Source organism: Pseudomonas aylmerensis, from assembly GCF_001702265.1.
GTDB lineage: Bacteria > Pseudomonadota > Gammaproteobacteria > Pseudomonadales > Pseudomonadaceae > Aquipseudomonas > Aquipseudomonas aylmerensis.
In genome coordinates, this window is the sequence record NZ_MAUE01000026.1 from 86,428 (window position 1) to 105,518 (window position 19,091).

Sequence of the window (19,091 nt, forward strand, 5' to 3'; positions counted from 1 at the left end):
TTTATCTAAGTCCTTGAGTCACGGAAAATTCCTTTCTATTCAAATAAATGAAAGTGGGTCACGGGTTAACTTGTTGTTCTTGATCCTCTCTTAAAACATTCCATTACGGAGCAACTGACGTGCATTCTTCTAGACAGGGGAAGGGGAGCTGTTTGTCCCTGAAAAAGCCCAACTGGGTTAAAAGTGCGGCACTTTCAGGCATCAGCCTGGCCGTGTTCGCGACGTTGAGCGGCTGTGGCGCAGACCACGCGAAACCGGCATCGGTGGCCCCCACGGTAACGGTGAGCAAACCGGTGAAATCGGTGATCACCGACTGGGACAGTTTCACCGGGCGCTTCGAAGCCACCGACTCGGTGGAAGTGCGCTCGCGGGTCAGTGGCTATCTGGAAAAGGTCGCGTTCCAGGACGGTGCCATCGTCAAGAAAGGTGATCTGCTGTTCGTGATCGACTCCCGTTCGTTCCAGGCGGCGGTGGTCCAGGCCCAGGGCAAGTTGGCGCAGGTGCGTTCGCAACTGGCCTTGGCCGAGCAGGAGTTTGCCCGCGCCAAGGTGCTGATCGAGTCCAGGACGATCGCGCGCAGCCTGTACGACCAGCGCTTGCAGGCGCGTCAGGCGGCGCAGGCCGAAGTGTTGAGTGCCGAGGGGGCGTTGAGCAATGCCAGGCTGGACCTGGAGTTCACCCGCATTACTGCGCCCATGAGTGGGCGCATCAGCCGCAAGCTGATCAGCGAGGGCAACCTGGTCAACGGCGGCAACAGCAGCGCGACGTTGTTGACCACCATCGTGTCGATTGACCCGATCGATATCTACTTCGATATCGATGAGCAGAGCTACCTCAAGTACCGGCGCCAGGCGCATACCGGCGGCAACCAGAGCCAGGTGCGGATCGCCTTGCCCGGCGAAAGCGAGCCGAGCATGAGCGGGCGCATGGACTTTATCGATAACCGGCTCGACCCCTCCACCGGCACCCTGCGCCAGCGTGCTCGCGTGAGTAACAAGGACCTGCAGCTGAGCCCGGGGCAATTTGGCCGGGTGCAATTCTCCAGCCAGGCGGCATACCCGGCGTTGCTGCTGCCGGACACTGCGATCAGTGTCGATGCGACGCGCAAAGTGGTGTACGTGCTCAACCCGCAGGACAAGGTCGAGATTCGCCCGGTGACCCTGGGCAAATTGCATGACGGCCTGCGCGAAATCGCCGCCGGCCTGCAGGAACAGGATCGCGTGATTGTCGACGGCCTGCAGCGCGTGCGCGCGGGTGATACCGCAACCGCCAGCGCGCCGCTGGAGGCACAGCGATGAACCTGGGACGTACCTCTATCGAACAGCCGGTACTGGCCATTGTGCTGTCGATTGTTTTGCTGATTGTCGGCGGCCTGGCCTACCTGGTGTTGCCGACCTCCGAATACCCGGACATCGCCCCGCCTACAGTAGTAGTCACCGCGACCTACCCCGGGGCGTCGGCGCAGACCGTGGCCGAAACCCTGGCAATCCCCATCGAGCAGGAGGTCAACGGCGTTGAAGACATGCTCTACATGTACAGCCAGGCGACGTCCGACGGCAGCCTGAACCTGACCATCACGTTCAAGGGCGGCACCGACGTGGACAAGGCCCAGGTGCTGGTGCAGAACCGAGTGGCGCTGGCCACCCCGCGCTTGCCGGAGCCGGTGCAGCGCAGCGGGGTGACGGTGCGCAAGTCGTCGCCGACGCAACTGTCGACGATTTTCATCTCGTCGCCCAAGGGCACCTACGACCAGTTGTATGTCTCGAACTTCGCGATCCGCAATGTCGCCGACGTGCTCAAGCGCATCGATGGCGTGGGTGACATCAACCCGTTGGGGGCACGCGAATATTCGATGCGCATCTGGCTCGACCCGGAGCGTGTGGCAGCCTTCAACCTGACCCCGGCCGACATCATCGCCGCAGTGCGCGCGCAGAACACCCAGGTGGCCGGCGGCGTGATCGCCCAGCCGCCGGTGGCCTCCCAGGCGTTCCAGCCGAACCTGATCTTCGAAGGGCGCCTGAAGGAGCCAGCCGACTTCGACAACATCGTGCTCAAGTCGGGGGCCAGCGGGCGCCTGGTGCGGCTCAAGGACGTGGCGCGTACGGAGATCGCCGGGCTGGCCTACGTCAACAACACCTACTACCTGCGCAATCCGGCGATTGGTCTGCAAGTACTGCAGCGTCCCGGGGCGAATGCCCTGGCGACGATGAAAGTGGTCGAGGAGACCATGCAGAAGATCGGCAAGGACTTCCCCGAGGGCATCGAATACAGCATCGGCTACAACCCCACCGCCTTCATCGCCGACAGTATCGGCGAGCTGGGCAAGACCATCTACGAAGCCGTGATTCTGGTGGTGCTGGTGATCATGGTGTTTCTGCAGGGCTGGCGGCCGTCGATCATTCCGATCCTGGCGATTCCAGTGTCGCTGGTCGGCACTTTCGCCGTGATGGCGATGCTCGGTTATTCGATCAACAACCTGACCCTGTTCGGCCTGGTGCTGGCCGTCGGCATCGTGGTGGATAACGCGATCGTGGTGGTGGAGAACGTCGAGCGGCACCTGGCCGATGGCAAGAGCCCGCTGGACGCCACGCTGGTGACCATGCAGGAAATCGGTGGCGCACTGATCGCCATCACGCTGGTGCTGTGTGCGGTGTTTATTCCGACGGCGTTCATTCCCGGCATCTCCGGTGAGTTCTTCCGCCAGTTCGGTATCACCATTGCCGTGGCCACCGCGATCTCGCTGTTCAATTCGGTGACCTTGTCGCCGGCGTTGGCGGCGATGATTCTACGCCGCCATGCACCTGAAGCAGAGCAGGCAAACATCGGCCTGCTCAAGCGTGCGGCGAATGGGTTCAACCGTGGCTTCCTGAAACTCTCGGCGAGCTATGCCGGCAGCGTGCGCGGGCTGGTGGGGCGGACGCCATTGATGCTGGCGATCTATGCGGTGCTGATCGCCGCCACCGCGTACTTGCTGGTGTCGACGCCCAAAGGGTTCATCCCGATTCAGGATCGCGGTTACCTGGTGGTGATCGTGCAATTGCCTGACGGCGCGTCGCTGGAACGTACCAACGCGATATCCCAGCAGATCGAAGCCATTGCGCTGCAGGTGCCTGGGGTGGATCGAGTGCCGACGTTCTCCGGATTCTCGATGGTGACTGGTACCAGTTCATCCAACTCCGCCGGCCTGGCCCCGGTGTTCCAGCCCTGGTCCGAGCGCAAGAAGCACGGGCTGACCTCGGACAAGATCGCCGCAGACCTGCGTGAGCGGCTGAAAGTCGTCAGCGGCGCCACGGTGATTGTCGCCACGCCTCCGCCGGTACAGGGGTTGGGCAGTACCGGTGGTTTCTCGATGCGCTTGCAGGACACTGCTGGCCTGGGCACCGAAGCCTTGGCCAAGGCCACCGATGCATTGATCGCGGCTGCCAACGCTACCCACGGCATGACCGGCGTGTATTCACCGTTCTCCGCCCGCACCCCGCAGGTGTTCGTCGAACTGGATCGTGAACGCGCGGAAATGCTCGGCGTACCGAGCAGCCAGATCAACCAGGCAATCGAGACCTACTTTGGTTCGTCCTACATCAACGACTTCAACCTGGTAGGCCGTACCTATCGCGTTACGGCGCAGGCTGACTTGCCGTACCGCGTCACGCCCGAGGACCTGGCGCGGGTCAAGGTGCGCAACGACGCCGGCCAGATGGTGCCGATTGCCAGTGTGACCCGCCTGCATGAGGCTCTCGGGGTGGAGCGCTTCCCGCGCTACAACCTGTTCCCGACCGCAGAAATCAACGGCGATACGTTGCCGGGGCTGGGTTCTGAATTTGGTATCAAGACCATGGAGCGCCTGGCCCGGGAAACGCTGCCGGCCGGTATCAGCTACCAGTGGACTGACCTGAGCTACCAGCAGACCACTGCCGGCAACATGGGGCTGCTGGTGTTCCCGCTGTGCGTGATTTTCGTGTACCTGGTGCTCGCCGCGCAGTACGGCAGCTGGAGCCTGCCGCTGGCGATCCTGTTGATTGTGCCGATGTGCCTGCTGGCCGCGGCCGGGGGTGTGCGCCTGATGGGCCTGGATATCAATATCCTCACCCAGATCGGTTTTATCGTGCTGGTCGGGCTGGCGGCGAAGAACGCGATCCTGATCGTCGAAGTGGCGCGGCAACAAGAGAAGGAAGGGCAGGGCATCGTCGACGCCGTGGTCGAAGCGTGTCGGCTGCGTTTGCGGCCGATCCTGATGACGTCGCTGGCGTTTGTCCTCGGTGTGCTGCCGTTGGTGATGTCCGAGGGCGCAGGTTCGGAAATGCGCCAGGCCGTAGGCGCGGCGGTGTTCTTTGGCATGATCGGCGTGACGTTGTTCGGGCTGCTGTTCACGCCGGTGTTTTATGTCTTGATCCGCCGCCTGGCCGGTGGCGAACGCTCGATCCAACTTCAACAGGGGCTGTCCCATGAATGATCTTCTACGTACGCCGGCCTTGCTGCTCGGCGCCGCACTGCTGAGCGCCTGCGCCTCACCGGTGCAGCCTCCGAGCATTGAGGCGCCGGTCGCGCAATTCGTCAACGCACAAACCCCGCAGCCACTGGGTGTGCCGGCACAATGGTGGACGCTGTATCAGGATCCCTTGCTCAACCGCCTGGTGGCGCGTGCCCTGGCCGAAAACCTTGACCTGCAGATGGCCCTGGCCCGCATCGATGCCGGGCGCGCGCTGCGCAACATCGCTGACGCATCCGGCAGCCCACAGGTCGACCTGGACGCCAGCGCCGCGCGCCAGCGGATCTCGGCCGACCAGGCGGGGTTCAGCGACCCGCTGATCACCGAGCCGAGGTCGGTTGGCCTGGGCGCAGCCTGGGAGATCGATCTGTTTGGCCGTATTCGTGAAGGGGTGAGGGCGGCCGACGCCGATTTCCACGCCACCGAGGAGCAGGCACAAGGGGTGCGCATTGCACTGATCACCGACGTGGTACAGGCCTACGCCGAGGCGCGTGGCCTGGAGGAACGGCTGGCTATCGTCAAGCAGAGTGCGGCGAGCCAGGCCGAGACGCTGCAACTGACCGAGCAGTTGTACGCCGCCGGGGGCAGCCCGGAAGCCGACTTGCTGCGCGCCCGTTCGCAGTCTGGTTCCACCGCCGCGCAAGTGCCGGCGCTGCAACTCAGCTGGCAGCGCTCGCTGCATCGGCTGTCGGTGTTGCTCGCCGAGCCTGCCGAGACGCTGTACCAGCAGTTCACGGCGACCCCGGCAACGGTGGCCACGGTCTCGTTGCTTGATGCGGGCACACCGGCCGACGTGTTGCGTCGTCGCCCGGATGTACGTGCCGCTGAAGCGCGCCTGATTGGCGCTTATGCGCGCGTCGGCGTGGCCAAGGCGGACCTGATGCCGCGCCTGAGCCTGTCGGCGGCACTTGGCTCGTTGATCGACGGCGTGAGTGCGGCGAGCCTGGCCAACTCGACATTCTGGCTGGCCGGCGTGAATGCCAGCGTGCCGGTACTCGACGGCGGACGGCGACGCAACGTCGTCGACTTGCGCGATGCCGAGGCGCGGCAGGCGTTGCTGGCGTACCGGCGTACGGTGCTCACGGCGGTGTCGGAGGTGGAGTCGGCCCTGGCGGCGGCGCAGCGCAATGCTGAGCGCCAACAGTTCCTGGCCAGTGCGGCGAGCCAGGCAAGTTCGGCGGCCGAGCAGATTCAGCGCGCCTGGCAGGCCGGCGAAACGCCGTTTCTGGATGTGCTGCAGGCGCAGCGGGTGCAGTTGGCGGCGCAGAACGCGCTGGCCCAGGTCAAGACCGCGCAATGGCAGAACCAGGCTGCGCTGGTCAGCGCACTGGGCGGCTGACGGCAGCGGGGGAGCAGGGCTTGCCTGCTCCCGTCGCCTTCAGATTTTGTCGATCGGCACGCCGTGGTTGTTCTTCCACATCAATACCACGGCGCTGGCGATGACCGCGACCACGATCAAATAGATATTGAACATCCAGCCGATATTCTCCGAGTACAGCCAGGTGGTCAGGTACGACGCCGTGCCGCCGAACACCGCCACGCCCAGGGAGATGCATACCCCGAACATGCGTGTGCGATAACGGGTGGGAATCTGTTCGGAAATCGATGCCGGCTTGCAGCCGGTGATAAACCCGACCAACAACAGGCCGGCGGTTTGCGCCACCATCAAGGTCCACGGCTCGCTGGAGATCAAGCCCCACAGCGGGAATAGCGTGGCGGCAATCCCCAGCAGCGAAATCAACGCGGAAATCTTGCGGCCCCACTGGTCCGACAGCCACCCGGAAATGGGCAGGAACACCAGGTAGATCACCTGTGCAATACAGCTCATGGTGAAGGCGCTGCGCGGGTCCATGCCCTTGACGCTGATGGCGTAGATCGACGCCGAGGTGACCCAGGTGTAGTAGGTCAATGTCGCGCCGGCTTCATACAGGAACAGGCGTACACCGTGCTGGAGGATCTTGCCACGGCTCCACGCCGCTGCCGACGACTCGGCACCGACGCTTGGCGAGTGCTCGCTTTCCATCATGTTGCGTCGCAACCACAAGGCAAACACCGCCAGCAGGCCACCGGTGGCGAAGGGCAGGCGCCAGCCCCATTCCTGCATTTCGCTGGTGGACAGCAAGCCGGTGAGCAGTGCCATGTAGAACGTCGCGAGCAACGAGCCGGACCCTACGGCGAGAAACACCGTGCTGGACCACAGCCCACGCCGTTTCGGCGGGGCGATTTCGGCGATATAGGCATACGACGTGGTGGTCTCGCCGCCGTGGGCGAAGCCTTGGATCAAGCGGGCCAGCAACAGCAGTCCGGAGGCCCAGCTGCCAATTGACTCATAGGAGGGAATAAACGCGATCAACAGGCTGGCGCCGGCCATCAGCAGCATCGTGCTGAGCAGCACCATGCGTCGGCCCAACCGGTCGGCGAGGATGCCGAAGAAGATCCCGCCAATCGGGCGCAGTACAAAACCTGCGGCGAACACCGCCAGGGTACTGAGCAGGGCGGAAGTGGGATTGCTTTTGTCGAAGAGGGCGGCGGCGATATACACCGAGGCCACGGTATAGATGGTCCAGTCGAACCACTCCAGCAAGTTGCCAACGCCAGTGGCGACCAATGATTTTTTGCGCAGGGACGTGCGTGTCTTGCCGTGCCCGATCGCGTGATCGGACAGGGTCTCGGTGATGTTATTCATTATTGGCTCCGAGAAATGGGGTACCGCGTGGGAGCGAGCACGCTCGCTCCCGTGGGCAGGCGTCAGGCGTCGAGGTGGGCCAGGGCGACTTCCTCGATTCCGGCGGCATCGAGTTTGTAGTGCTGGTACAGGTGCGTCGGCGGGGCGATCAGGCTGTATTCGTCGTAGATGCCGTGGCGCTTGAGCTTCACGCCGACACCTTCGTCGGCCAGCACTTCCGCCACGGCGGCGCCCAGGCCACCGAGCACGTTGTGTTCCTCGACGGTCATCATGCGTTTGCTGCGGGCGGCGGCGCGCAGGATCGCGTCACGGTCGATCGGCTTGATCGAGGCCATGTCGATCACACCCACCGAACGACCTTCGGCATTCATCTTGCGGGCTGCTTCGAGGGCGGCGTGCACAGTGATGCCGCAGGCGATAATGGTGAGTTCTTCGCCTTCGATGTGCTCATGGGCCTTGCCGAACTCGAAGACCACATCGGCGTCGTAGACCACCGGATCGCGACCTCGGCCGATACGGAAATACACCGGCTTGTCGTAGGTGGCAGACGCCTTGATCGCCGCCGCCAGTTGCGCACCATCGGCCGGCGAGACCACCGCGAGGTCGGCAATCGAGCGCATGGTGGCGATGTCTTCGGTGGCATGGTGCGAGGTGCCGTAGAAGCCCAGGGAAATCCCGGTGTGGTGGCCGATCAGGCGCACCGGCTGTGCCGAGTAGGCCACGTCCATGCGGATTTGCTCGCAGCACAGCAGGCCGAGGAACGAGGCGAAGGTTGCCACGAACGGCATGACCCCGCAGGTGGCCAGGCCGGCTGCGGCGGTGACCATGTTCTGTTCGGAAATACCGAACTGGATGTAGCGCTCGGGGTACTCGCTGGCGAACTTGTTGAGCCCGTTGGAGTACTGCAGGTCAGCGGAACCAGCCATCACCGGGTAGCCTTCGCGGGCCAGGTCGATCAGCGCGTCGGACAGGAACGACAGGCCCGGGTTCATCGCGTTGAGGCCACGGTACTGCCAGGAATTGGGGGAAAGAGGGGCGTTCATGTTCAGATCTCCATGGCTTCAATTTCAGCGATAGCGCGTTTGGCGTCTTCCGGGTCGAGGTAACCGAGGTGCCAGCCGGGCTCGGTCTCCATGTAGGAGACGCCTTTGCCCTTGACGGTCTTGGCGATGATGCAGACGGGTTTGTCGCGGCTCTCATCGGCTTTTACGCGGCGCAGGGTCTCGGTGACTTCGGCGATGTTGTGCCCGTCGATCACGTGCACTTCCCAGCCGAACGCGCGCCATTTTTCATCCAGCGGTTCGATGCCGATGACGTCGTCGACCGAACCGTCGAGCTGGAAGCCGTTGCGGTCGACAATCGCGATCAGGTGCTTGGCCTTGTGATGGGCGGCGCCCATGGCGGCTTCCCAGACCTGGCCTTCCTGCATTTCGCCGTCGCCGAGCATGACGAACACGTCATAGGTTTCGCCGGTGAAACGTTGGGCCAGGCACATGCCCAGGCCGCCGGAAAGGGCGTGGCCGATGGAGCCGGAAGAGAAGTCGATACCGGGTACTTTGCGCATGTCAGGGTGATCGCCCAGAGGGCTGCCCAGGCGGGTGTATTCATCGAGCCACTCCTTGGGGAATACGCCCAGGTCCGCCAGGATCGGGAACTGGCCCACGGCAGCGTGGCCCTTGCCCATCAGGAAGCGGTCGCGGCCGGGCCACTTCGGTTCTTCGGGGCGAATCGTCATCACGTCGTAGTACAGCGCGGCAAACAACTCGGCGGCGGAGAACACCGAGGTGTAGTGGCCGGTCTTGGCGATTTCGATCAGGCGAATGGTTTCCAGGCGAACGAATTTCGCCCGGTCCTTGAGCCGTGCAACGGTCACGGCATCGGGCACAAAATCGCTGGCGCGCCACTGTTCGAGCGTTTTTCGGGGTGCAGACATCTCTACCTCCAATCACAGGCATGAATGTGTTGAAGTCGACTTTCAGGCGCGGGGCTTGAACTTCAACGGGTGGGGTGTGGGTTCAGTTGTGGATGGCTCAGTGGGTCAATCCTTCGAGCGCGAGCATGGCCGCGATCAGGTCTTCACACGTCAGCGGGTTGCCCGAGGCCGTGGCAAAGTTGCGGGCGTGAGGCGCTTTCAACGTGGGCTCGGCGACCTGCATCAGCACCGCGCGGTCGATAACAGGCACGCCCAGTTCGGACAAGTTGCGGGGCAGGCCGATGCGTTGATAGAAGCCCAGCATGTCGCCCAGCAGTTCAGCGTCACGGTCTTCGAGTATCAGCTGGACCAGCAAGCCATACGCGACTTGCCAGCCGTGCACCTGCTGTTGTGCGCCGGGGATTTTCGACAGGCCGCGCGTCATCGCATGGGCGATGGACAGGCCGCCGCTCTCAAAGCCCAGGCCGCTCATGAGCAGCACGGCCTCGATCAGATGATCGAAGGCCACCGTCACTTCACCGCTGCCAGCCTGGGCCAGCGCCGGTTCGGCGTATTGACGGATGACGCGGTAGCACTCCTGCGCCAGTACCAACCCGGACAGCGCCGGGCGTGCACCGAACATGTTGACGCCGCCAGCGTTGAAGCACTGCTCGGCTTCGAATTTCTTGGTCAGCGCATCGGCGATCCCCGCCAGCAGGAACGCGCGCGGTGCCTGGGCGATCAGCCCGGTGTCCACCAGCACGTAGCGCGGGCTGACCAACAGATGGCCGACTTCGCTGAGTTGGTGATGGGCGTCATAGACCACATAGTTTTTTGACGTGGGCGCATCGTTGGAGGCCACGGTGGGCATGGTCACCAGTGCACGGCCCGAGCTATGGGCGAGGGCCTTGCCGGCGTCGATGCACTTGCCGCCGCCGACCGCCAGGATCAGGTCGAACGCAATGCCTGCAGCGGCAGCGCGCAAATCGGCGATCCCGTCGGCGGTGATTTCGCCGTCGAAGGTGAGGTAGTGCAATGCCACGTCGGCTTCAGCGCAAGTGGTATCGAGCCGCTCGCGAATCAGGCCCAGCACGTAGCTGTCGATGACCACCACGGCAGTGCGCCCGCAGTGCGCCAGGTAGGTACCCGCCTGGGCAAGTACTTCAGTGCCCTGGACGTACCGTCCGGGCGAGCCGAAAACCAGATTCATTCAGCACCTCTCACTGTATTGCTCATTGTTATTTGAGTCTCGACGGCCAGTCGCCGCAGTCTCGATCTTATAGTGATGCATGATATATCATGTTTTTAGACGGTCAAGCACTCAAATAGCCAGCGTATACTCAGGCGACGGAATACCCGCCATCGACCGGCAGCGTAGTCCCGGTGACGTAGCGCGCGTTGTCGGAGACCAGGAACGCAATCACATTCGCCACGTCTTCAGGTGCCCCCCAGCTTTTCATCGGGATGCGGGCCATGATTCCGGCCGAACGGGCCGGGTCTTCGAACGCTCGTCGCGACAGATTGGTAAGGATCCAGCCGGGCGCCACCGCATTCGCGCGCACGCCGTCAGTCGCCCAGGCCACCGCCATGCAGCGGGTCAGCTCGGAGATCGCGGCTTTGCTCGAGGCGTAGGCGGGGGTTTTCGCCGAACCAAAAATCCCCCACATCGAGGCGAAATTCACCACCGCACCGCGTGCGGCTTTCAAGCCGGGCAGGGCGGCATTGGTGATGCGCAGGACGGCGTTGAGGTTGACGTCCATGACCCGACCGAAGCCTTCCAGCTCCCACTCGCGGTTATGGTCGATGATCCCGGCGGCATTGACGATGGCATCCACGCGTTCGAACGGGGCGAAGAAACGGTTCACCGCGTCGTCGTCGGTCACGTCCAGTTCCTGATAGTGGATGCCGGGAATGTGTTGCTCGGGTTCGCCCAGCCCGACGGTGAATACTTCATAGCCATCCGCGTGCAGGCGTTGCGCGGTAGCCAGGCCGATGCCCGAACCACCGCCGGTGACGATTGCTGTCTTTTTCATGGTCTTTCCTTGGGGAGTAAAAACGGGCGCTCAAACGCCCGCTTGGGAAAACAGAAACTCGGCGAGCAGGTCCACCTGGCCGGTGATCATGTGCGCACCTTTATGGATGATGCAGCCACGCTCGGCCGCTGCGGTGAGCAGGGGCGTGATGTCTGGGTTCATCACCACCTCACCGACAATCGTGCCGGCGGCGAGGGTCTCGACGGGCAGCGGCAGCGGATCTCGAGCATTCAGGCCCAAGGCGGTGCCATTGATCACCACGTCAAAGCCGCTGGCATCCGCAGGGCCGGCATTGACCCTTTTGCCGGGGAACATCAGGCGCAATTCCAGTGCCAGCGCCTCGGCTTTGGCCGGTGTGCGATTGCTGATCACCAGTTCCTGGATATCTTCGGCCAGCAACGCGTGGGCGATGCCGGTGGCCGCGCCGCCGGCGCCCAACAGCAGCACGCGTTTGCGGCCCAGGTCATGGCCCTGTTTTTTCAGGCCGGCGACGAAGCCGTCGCCATCGAACATACGCCCGGTGAAGCGTCCGTCCGCCAGGCGCTTGGCGACGTTGCACACTTTCAGCAGCAGGGCAGTGCCTTTGAGTTCATCGCACAAGGTTGCCACCTCCAGCTTGTGCGGCACGGTGACGATCACCCCCGCGAGGTTTTCAATGCCGCGCAAACCTTGCCAGGCAGTGGCCAGGTTCGCCGGCGAGACTTCCCATGGCACCAGCACGCCGTCGTAGCCAAGGCGTTCCAGCAACGGGTTGAAGAATTCGGGTGTCCGCAGGTGTTTGGCGGGGTAGGTCAAGTGCACGACGACGCGCGTTTTACCGCTGATAGGCATGGCTGGATTCCTGTGTTCTAGACGTGGGCCGCAGGCAATGCGCTGCGCCCCAGGATCAGGTCGGCGGCTTTTTCGCCGATCATGATGGACGGTGCATTGGTATTGCCGGAGATCAGGTTAGGCATGATCGAGGCGTCCACTACCCGCAGGTTGCGCAGGCCGTGTACGCGCAATTCCGGGTCGACCACGGCCATGGCGTCAGTGCCCATCTTGCAGGTGCCGACCGGGTGGTAGACGGTTTTCGCGCGCTGGTTGATGTAGCTCAGCAGGTCCTCATCGCTGCGCACACTCAAGCCGGGGAATACCTCTTCGTCGGTGTAGGCGCGCATCGCCGGTTGCGCGAGGATTTCCCGCGACAGGTTCAGCCCCTTGATGGCGACACGGCGGTCCTCCGGGTGTGCAAAGTAGCGGGGGTCGATCAGTGGTGGGGTGTCGGCGTGCTTGTCGGCGAGGCGGATTTCGCCTCGGCTCATCGGTCGCAAGACGCAGGTATTGATGGTCGCGCCGGGTTTCTTGATCGCCTCCTGGTCGAGGTCGAAAAACACGATGGGCACAAAATGCATCTGCGCGTTCGGCCGTTCCTGCGGGTTGTCGGTGTTGATGAATGCACAGGCTTCAGTCACGTTCGAACTCACCGGCCCACTGCCGAACATCAGGTACTGCAGGCCGTTTTTCACGGTGTTGAAAGCGTTGTCCTGGCCGTAGTAGCCGTATTTGCCATGGCAATAGGCGATGCTGCCGACTTCGGCATGGTCCTGCAGGTTCTGGCCGACGCCGGGCAACGTGTGCTGCACGGCAATACCATGACGCTCAAGCTCGGCGGCCGGGCCGATACCGGACAGCATCAGCAGCTTGGGCGACTGGATCGCGCCCGCGCTGAGCACCACTTCCTTGCTGCAGCGAGCCTGCACAAGCTGGCCCTTGTGACGGTACTCGACACCGACCGCTTGATTGCCTTCGAGCACCACACGCTGCACGGTGGCGTCGGTGATGACTGTCAGGCGCTCGGATTTTTCGGCGGTGCGCAGGTACGCCACGGCGGCACTGCAACGGCGATTGTTGCGTGCGGTGATCTGGTTGAAGCCGACGCCATTCTGGCGTTCACCGTTGAAGTCGGCGGTAAACGGGATGCCCGCCTGCTGCGCGGCACGCACGAAGCCGCGTGACAATTCACACACCTGCTTGAGGTCCGAAACCCCTAGCGGACCGCCTGTGGCATGAAAGCCGTTATCGAAGCGCTCATTGTCTTCAGCGCGCTTGAAGTAGGGCAGCACTTCGCGAAACGACCAGCCATTGCAGCCAGTGGCAGCCCAGTCGTCGTAGTCCTCGTGCTGGCCGCGAATGTAGATCAACGCATTCACCGAACTGCCGCCGCCCAGTACGCGGCCTTGGGGAAGAATGCGTTTGCGTCCGTCCATGGACGTCTGCGCCTGTGTCTCATGGCGAGACAGCAGGGGGCTGGAGAGCAATCGGGTAAAACCGGCAGGAATATGAATCAGCGGATGGGTGTCCCGGGGGCCCGCTTCAATCAGCAGGACCGAGGCCCCGGCCTCGATCAAACGACCCGTCAGCGCACAACCCGCAGACCCGCCGCCAATGACAATGTAATCGTGCATGTCGTCTCCGAATAACGTTGTTCTTGTTTTCATGCATCATATATCTTCGATCCCCCCAAGCGTCAATCCCTGTCTTTCACGGCGGTTTTTCATTCGAAAAAGCGGTTGGCAGTAAAAAATTAAATATGATATATCATCGATCCGTCGACGGTATTGCTCCTCGACCACGTCCTCAAAGCAATAACAAAAAGCCTCCTTGATGGGGCCAGGATGAACATTGAGATGACCCAGATATTTGCCGCACCTGGTCGTTATATCCAGGGCTACAAAGAACTCGACCGCCTGGCACTGCACGTCGCCTGGTTCGGTCGCCGCCTCATGGTGATCACCACCCAGGGCCGCCTGGACAGCCTGAAGCCAACCCTGGAAAGCAGCTTCGCCAGCACCCGCACCGCGCTTCACTACGGGATTTTTTCCGGCGAAGTGACCCGCCAGGAAATCCAGCGCTTGGCGGTGTTGATGCAGGGGCTTGAGTGCGACGGTGTGATCGGTATCGGCGGTGGCAAAGTGCTCGATGCTGCCAAGGCGCTCGCCAATCAGGCGCGGGTGCCGTTGTGCATCGTGCCGACGGTGGTTTCCAACGACGCGCCCACCAGTTCGCTGTCGGTGCTGTACACCGAAGCCGGCGCGTTTGACGACGTGCTGTTTTTCCAGCGCAGCCCGGATGTGGTGGTGGTTGACACCTGGATCATCGCCCAGGCCCCGGTGCGCCTGCTGGTAGCCGGCATGGGCGATGCGCTGTCGACGTATTTCGAAGCCCGCACCTGTGTTGAAGGCTACCGCGACAACTTTCTCGGCAATGCCGGCGGCGGCATGAAGGAGGGCGGCGGCGGGGCCAAGGCCACGCTGACCTCGATGGCGATTGCCGAGCTGTGCTACCGCGTCCTGCTTGAAGACGGCGTGCAAGCCAAGCGCGCCGCCGAGCAGCGCTGCGTGACCAAGGCCTTCAACCGCGTGGTGGAAGCCAACGCCTTGATGAGCGGCATCGGCTTTGAAAGCAATGGCGTCGCCACCGCCCACGCGGTGTATTGCGGTTTCAGTGAGTTGGGCCTGCGCGCCACGATGTACCACGGTGAGTACGTGGCGTTCGGCACGCTGGTGATGCTGGTACTGGAAGGCAAAACCAGCGGTGAACTGGATGCCGTGTTGCGCTTTTGCCTGAGCATTGGTTTGCCGGTGACCTTCGGCGACCTCGGCCTGGCCGATATCACCGCGCAGGAACTCGATGCTGTGGCCCGCACCGCGGCCGACCCGAACCAGACCAGCAACGTCGAGCCCTTCGCCGTGACTGTCGATGAGATGAGAGCTGCGCTGATTGCCGCCAGCGATCTGGGCGAGTTGTACAAATATGGCGGCGCGCTGCGATAAGGCCGGGCCGGTCACACATTCCAATAAGAACAAAGGTGAACTGATGAACGCATTTCAGGCAAGTCTGCCTCTCACCCTGGACTTCGAGGTCGGCGCGATCCGGCGCATGGGCGACAAAGTCGCGCCGTTCGGCACCAAGGTGTTCCTGATGGTCGACCCGTTTCTCGAAGGCAGCGAGTGGGTCGCGCAGGTTACTGCCAGCTTTATCGAGCGCGGTATCGAATATCTCGAGTTCTACGACATCGTGCCCAACCCCCGTCACACCACGATTGATCGCGCGGTCGATCAAGTGCTTCGCGCAGGCTGCGACGTGGTCGTGGCCATGGGTGGCGGCAGTGCGATCGATTCGGCCAAGGCCGTGGCGTTCGTCGCCGTGCACGGTGGCAATTGCTGGGATTACACCGAGCGCCTCGGCGAAGAGGTACGCCGCCCGCAACGCCGTGGCCTGCCGCTGCTGGTGGTGCCGACCACCTCCGGTACTGGCACCGAAGCCACGCCTTTTGCGGTGATCAACAACCCCGAGCTGGGCCTCAAGTGCGCCATCGTCAACCCGTTCATCTACCCTGACGTCGCGTTGATCGACCCGCAGATCCTGGTGTCGAAACCGCCCAAACTCACCGCACTGACGGCGGTCGATACCTTCTGCCATGCGCTCGAAGCCTATATCAGCATCCATTGCACACCCTGGGTGGAAATGGTGGCCTTGCAAGCCATCCGCCTGTTTGCGGCGAATGCCCAGCGCTGCGTGGAGCACGGCACTGACCTGGAGGCACGCGCCAACATGGCATTTGCCTCGACCCTTGGCGGCATGGCTATCGCCGGTGCCGGGGTGACCGTGTCCCATGCCTTGGGCCAGCCCTTGGGCGCAATGACCGACGCGCCCCATGGCGGCACGGTGGCGGCGAGCACCCCGCATGTCATCCGCTGGACCTTGCCGGTCGCCGCCGAAAAGTTTGCCACCGTGGCCGGGATCCTGTGCCCGGAAACCCTGGGCTTGTCGGTCAACGAGCGCGCCGAGCGCCTGCCCGTAATCCTCGAACAGCTCTTCACCACCCTGGGGGTCACCGACACGTTTTGCAGCTACGGTTTGCGCCCTGAGCAAGTCGATGAATTTGCCCACACCGTCTGGACCAGTTTCAACCAGGACCTGGCCTGCCACCCTAAGCCGATCAACAACCAGGAGGAGGTCGCCGCCATCGTGAGGATGTGCTTCTAACCGACTTTTCAGTCACACCGCGTTAACGCTGTTGCTTCACCGACCCGTCAGTTGGGTTGGCGGGATTCTGCATGCTCGAAAAACACTAAAACCAACAATAAAAACAGTTTCGGGAACACTGACAATGACCAATAAAACCATCGTTGCCGCAGGACTTCTAAGTGCGTGTGTAGGCCCTGGCGTGTTTGCCGCCAGTTATTCGCCGGACAACTTTCTGCTTGGCGACTGGAACGGTGAACGCACGCGCCTGCATGAGCAGGGAGTGGACTTCCAGCTGACGTACGTCAACGAGCTGGCCTACAACACCCAGGGCGGCGACACGCACAAAGGCACCTACAGCGATCAGTTGATGATCGACAGCAACTTCGACCTGCAAAAGCTGCTCGGTTGGCAGGGGGCGAGTTTTCGCATGACCTTCAGCAACCGCAATGGCGAAAGCCTGACGGCAGAGGCGGGCACTCATACCTTGCTGGCCGCCCAGGAAATCTACGGCTACGGCAGCGTCACGCGGCTGGTGCAGTTCTATTACCAGCAGCAACTGCTCGACGACCGACTGGTGGTCAAGCTCGGCCGCTTGCCCATGAGCGGCGATGTGTTCCCGTTTTCCTGCAAGTTCCAGAACCTGACGTTCTGCGGCACGGTACCGGGCTACATCACCCCCAACTGGTTTACCTGGCCGGTCAGCCAGTGGGGCGCGGCGGTGGCGGGCAAGTTGATCGATGAGCTGACCGTCAACGCCTCGCTGTATCAGGTCAATCCGCGCTTTACCGAGAACGGCCAGGGCCTGAATTTCGGCAGCCCCTCGGGCACTACCGGCTACCTCGCCGTGGGCGAACTGGCCTGGACGCCGAGGCTCAACGGCCTGCCTGGCACGTACCGCGTGGGCGTCTGGCGCAACGCCGGTGATTTCAACGACGTGTACCGCGATCTCGATGGCCAGCCGATCGGCCTGACCGGCAAAGCCCCCGACCAGCACGATTCAGCCCGCGGCTTCTACGCCATGGTCGACCAACGCGTGTACCAGGACCCGGACAACAGTGCCCGCGGCCTCAATCTGTTTGCCAACTTCATTCAGTCGGACCGCGACGTGTCCTACGTGGAAAACGTCTGGCATGCCGGTGCCTTTATCAGCGGTCCGTTTGCCGCACGTCCGCAGGATGAAATCGGCCTGGCGCTGGGCCGCCTGGAAGTGAATGAAAAATCCGCCAGGCGCATCCGCCAGACCAGTGGCTACACCGTGGCGGCACCGCACACCGAATACCCGATGGAGCTGTACTACGGCGTCAGCGTGACCCCGGCCCTGACACTGCGGCCCAACGTGCAATACGTGGTCAACCCCGGCGGATTGAGCGGGGACAAGAGCGTGGTGGTGTTCGGCCTGAAAACCGAAGTCAGCTTCTAACCCCTTGAACCAGACAGGAGATACAACAGCATGAATACACTCGTGGATATCGCTGCGGTCCAGCAGCGTGTCGCCGCCCTGGACCTGCCAGGCCAGGCCTTCATCAATGGCCGCTTTGTCGATGCACTGAGCGGCGAGACCTTCGCCAATATCTCTCCGCGCAACGGCCAGGTGCTCAATCACGTCGCGTCCTGCCAGGCCGAAGACGTCGACGTTGCCGTCCAGGTGGCGCGCCAGGCGTTCGACAGTGGCGTGTGGTCGCAGCGTCCGCCCAAGGAGCGCAAGAAAGTCATGCTGCGCTTCGCCGCGCTGTTCGAGCAGCACATGACTGAGCTGGCCCTGCTCGAAACCCTGGACATGGGCAAGCCGGTCGCGGAAAGCAGTGGTTTTGACGTGCACGCGGTACTCGAATGCCTGCAGTGGTACGCCGAATGCTGTGACAAGGTCTACGACGAAATCGCGCCCTCCGGGCCGGGTGCACTGGGCATGATCACCCGCGAAGCCATCGGCGTGGTGGCGGCGGTCACGCCCTGGAACTTCCCGATGCTGATGGCCATGTGGAAGGTAGCGCCGGCCCTGGCGATGGGTAATTCGGTGATCCTCAAGCCGGCCGAGCAATCGCCCTTGACCGCGCTGCGCATCGCCGCGCTTGCGGCCGAAGCGGGCATTCCGCCAGGCGTGTTCAACGTGCTGCCGGGTTTCGGCCCTACCGCTGGCCGCGCGCTGGGCCTGCATATGGATGTGGACACGCTGGTGTTCACCGGCTCCGGCGAAGTCGGCAAATTGTTCCTGCAGTACGCGGGGCAATCGAACATGAAGCGGGTCTGGCTGGAGTGCGGCGGCAAGACCCCGAACATCATCCTCAATGACTGCCACGACCTGGAAAAAGCAGCGGCCACCGCCGCGAAATCGATGTTTTTCAACCAGGGTGAAGTCTGCGTAGCGCCTTCGCGGCTGATCGTCGAGGCGGGTATCCGTTCCGAATTCGTCGCCGAGGTCCTGAAGGTCGCGCGCGGTATCAGCGTCGGTGACCCTCTCGATCCGGCCACGCAACTGGGCGCCATGGTCGACAAGGCGCAAATGGACCGCGTGCTCGGCTACATCCGCACCGGTGCAGAGGAGGGCGCGCAGATCATCCTCGGCGGTGAACGTGCCGGTGGCGCCCTGGCCGACGGGTTCTTCATCCCGCCGACGATCTTCGACAACGTCACCAACGACATGACCATTGCCCGCGAAGAGATCTTCGGGCCGGTCCTGTCGGTGATCACCGCCACGGATCACCTGCACGCGGTGCACATCGCCAATGACTCGCCCTATGGCCTGGCTGCCAGCCTGTGGACCAGCAACCTCAGTCGCGCCCACTCGATGATCCGCGCCCTGCGCGCCGGCAGTGTGTGGGTCAACTGCTTCGACGGCGGCGACATCACCATGCCGTTTGGCGGCTACAAGCAGTCGGGCAACGGTCGCGACCGTTCGCTGCATGCCTTGGACAAGTACTCCGAACTCAAGTCGGCCTGGATCGATTTACAGGCCTGAGCCCA

General features: G+C 62.8%; 14 protein-coding genes. 7 read left to right on the top strand and 7 right to left on the bottom strand.

Going from position 1 to position 19,091, the window contains the following annotated elements; genetic code table 11:
- The first annotated feature begins 152 nt into the window (after positions 1-152).
- Genes BBG20_RS18070 through BBG20_RS18080 form a run of 3 tightly spaced genes read left to right on the top strand, consistent with a single transcriptional unit; the run spans position 153 to position 5,825 of the window.
- Complete coding sequence (locus tag BBG20_RS18070; protein ID WP_065905614.1) at positions 153-1,298, top strand: efflux RND transporter periplasmic adaptor subunit; 1,146 nt, start codon at positions 153-155, stop codon at positions 1,296-1,298.
- Positions 1,295-4,450 carry an efflux RND transporter permease subunit gene (locus tag BBG20_RS18075; RefSeq protein ID WP_065905615.1) on the top strand — a complete coding sequence of 1,052 codons (3,156 nt, stop codon included), beginning with the start codon at positions 1,295-1,297 and terminating at the stop codon, positions 4,448-4,450. Before BBG20_RS18070 ends, BBG20_RS18075 begins: the two co-directional genes overlap by 4 nt.
- Positions 4,443-5,825: an efflux transporter outer membrane subunit gene (locus BBG20_RS18080; protein WP_065905616.1), complete on the top strand. Its 1,383-nt coding sequence runs from the start codon at positions 4,443-4,445 to the stop codon at positions 5,823-5,825. Before BBG20_RS18075 ends, BBG20_RS18080 begins: the two co-directional genes overlap by 8 nt.
- Positions 5,826-5,864: 39 nt before the next feature.
- Here the strand turns inward: BBG20_RS18080 and BBG20_RS18085 are convergent, their stop codons facing one another.
- The 7 genes from BBG20_RS18085 to BBG20_RS18115 all read right to left on the bottom strand — a co-directional run bounded on the left by BBG20_RS18085 (position 5,865) and on the right by BBG20_RS18115 (position 13,564).
- On the bottom strand, positions 5,865-7,172 hold the full coding sequence (locus tag BBG20_RS18085; RefSeq protein ID WP_065905617.1) for an MFS transporter: 1,308 nt from the start codon (positions 7,170-7,172) through the stop codon (positions 5,865-5,867).
- A 62-nt stretch (positions 7,173-7,234) separates the two neighbouring features.
- Entirely contained in the window at positions 7,235-8,215 is a 981-nt protein-coding gene (locus BBG20_RS18090) for a transketolase family protein (protein ID WP_065905618.1), read from the bottom strand.
- A 2-nt stretch (positions 8,216-8,217) separates the two neighbouring features.
- Positions 8,218-9,105, bottom strand: a complete 888-nt coding sequence (locus tag BBG20_RS18095; RefSeq protein WP_065905619.1) for a transketolase — start codon at positions 9,103-9,105, stop codon at positions 8,218-8,220.
- A 97-nt stretch (positions 9,106-9,202) separates the two neighbouring features.
- A complete protein-coding gene (locus tag BBG20_RS18100; protein ID WP_065905620.1) occupies positions 9,203-10,294 on the bottom strand; it encodes a glycerol dehydrogenase in 1,092 nt (363 codons plus the stop codon).
- A gap of 130 nt (positions 10,295-10,424) precedes the next feature.
- On the bottom strand, positions 10,425-11,117 hold the full coding sequence (locus tag BBG20_RS18105; RefSeq protein WP_065905621.1) for an SDR family NAD(P)-dependent oxidoreductase: 693 nt from the start codon (positions 11,115-11,117) through the stop codon (positions 10,425-10,427).
- Positions 11,118-11,147: 30 nt separating this feature from the next.
- Positions 11,148-11,948 (bottom strand): shikimate dehydrogenase family protein, encoded by an 801-nt coding sequence (locus BBG20_RS18110; protein ID WP_065905622.1) that lies wholly within the window; start codon positions 11,946-11,948, stop codon positions 11,148-11,150.
- Positions 11,949-11,965: 17 nt separating this feature from the next.
- Positions 11,966-13,564, bottom strand: a complete 1,599-nt coding sequence (locus BBG20_RS18115; protein WP_065905623.1) for a GMC family oxidoreductase — start codon at positions 13,562-13,564, stop codon at positions 11,966-11,968.
- A gap of 222 nt (positions 13,565-13,786) precedes the next feature.
- Here BBG20_RS18115 and BBG20_RS18120 point away from each other — a divergent pair, with 222 nt between their 5' ends.
- The 4 genes from BBG20_RS18120 to BBG20_RS18135 all read left to right on the top strand — a co-directional run bounded on the left by BBG20_RS18120 (position 13,787) and on the right by BBG20_RS18135 (position 19,086).
- Entirely contained in the window at positions 13,787-14,932 is a 1,146-nt protein-coding gene (locus tag BBG20_RS18120) for a glycerol dehydrogenase (RefSeq protein WP_065906092.1), read from the top strand.
- 43 nt (positions 14,933-14,975) lie between these two features.
- Positions 14,976-16,148, top strand: a complete 1,173-nt coding sequence (locus BBG20_RS18125; protein ID WP_065906094.1) for an iron-containing alcohol dehydrogenase — start codon at positions 14,976-14,978, stop codon at positions 16,146-16,148.
- 124 nt (positions 16,149-16,272) lie between these two features.
- Complete coding sequence (locus tag BBG20_RS18130) at positions 16,273-17,550, top strand: carbohydrate porin (protein WP_065905624.1); 1,278 nt, start codon at positions 16,273-16,275, stop codon at positions 17,548-17,550.
- A gap of 30 nt (positions 17,551-17,580) precedes the next feature.
- Entirely contained in the window at positions 17,581-19,086 is a 1,506-nt protein-coding gene (locus BBG20_RS18135) for an aldehyde dehydrogenase (RefSeq protein WP_065905625.1), read from the top strand.
- The last annotated feature ends 5 nt before the right edge of the window (positions 19,087-19,091 follow it).

Coding starts and splice junctions, on each gene's coding strand:
- BBG20_RS18075 (WP_065905615.1), top strand. CDS start 1,295: ATGAACCTGGGACGTACCTCTATCGAACAGCCGGTACTGGCCATTGTG.
- BBG20_RS18120 (WP_065906092.1), top strand. CDS start 13,787: ATGACCCAGATATTTGCCGCACCTGGTCGTTATATCCAGGGCTACAAA.
- BBG20_RS18130 (WP_065905624.1), top strand. CDS start 16,273: ATGACCAATAAAACCATCGTTGCCGCAGGACTTCTAAGTGCGTGTGTA.
- BBG20_RS18085 (WP_065905617.1), bottom strand. CDS start 7,172: ATGAATAACATCACCGAGACCCTGTCCGATCACGCGATCGGGCACGGC.
- BBG20_RS18095 (WP_065905619.1), bottom strand. CDS start 9,105: ATGTCTGCACCCCGAAAAACGCTCGAACAGTGGCGCGCCAGCGATTTT.
- BBG20_RS18090 (WP_065905618.1), bottom strand. CDS start 8,215: ATGAACGCCCCTCTTTCCCCCAATTCCTGGCAGTACCGTGGCCTCAAC.
- BBG20_RS18115 (WP_065905623.1), bottom strand. CDS start 13,564: ATGCACGATTACATTGTCATTGGCGGCGGGTCTGCGGGTTGTGCGCTG.
- BBG20_RS18080 (WP_065905616.1), top strand. CDS start 4,443: ATGAATGATCTTCTACGTACGCCGGCCTTGCTGCTCGGCGCCGCACTG.
- BBG20_RS18135 (WP_065905625.1), top strand. CDS start 17,581: ATGAATACACTCGTGGATATCGCTGCGGTCCAGCAGCGTGTCGCCGCC.
- BBG20_RS18110 (WP_065905622.1), bottom strand. CDS start 11,948: ATGCCTATCAGCGGTAAAACGCGCGTCGTCGTGCACTTGACCTACCCC.
- BBG20_RS18100 (WP_065905620.1), bottom strand. CDS start 10,294: ATGAATCTGGTTTTCGGCTCGCCCGGACGGTACGTCCAGGGCACTGAA.
- BBG20_RS18125 (WP_065906094.1), top strand. CDS start 14,976: ATGAACGCATTTCAGGCAAGTCTGCCTCTCACCCTGGACTTCGAGGTC.
- BBG20_RS18105 (WP_065905621.1), bottom strand. CDS start 11,117: ATGAAAAAGACAGCAATCGTCACCGGCGGTGGTTCGGGCATCGGCCTG.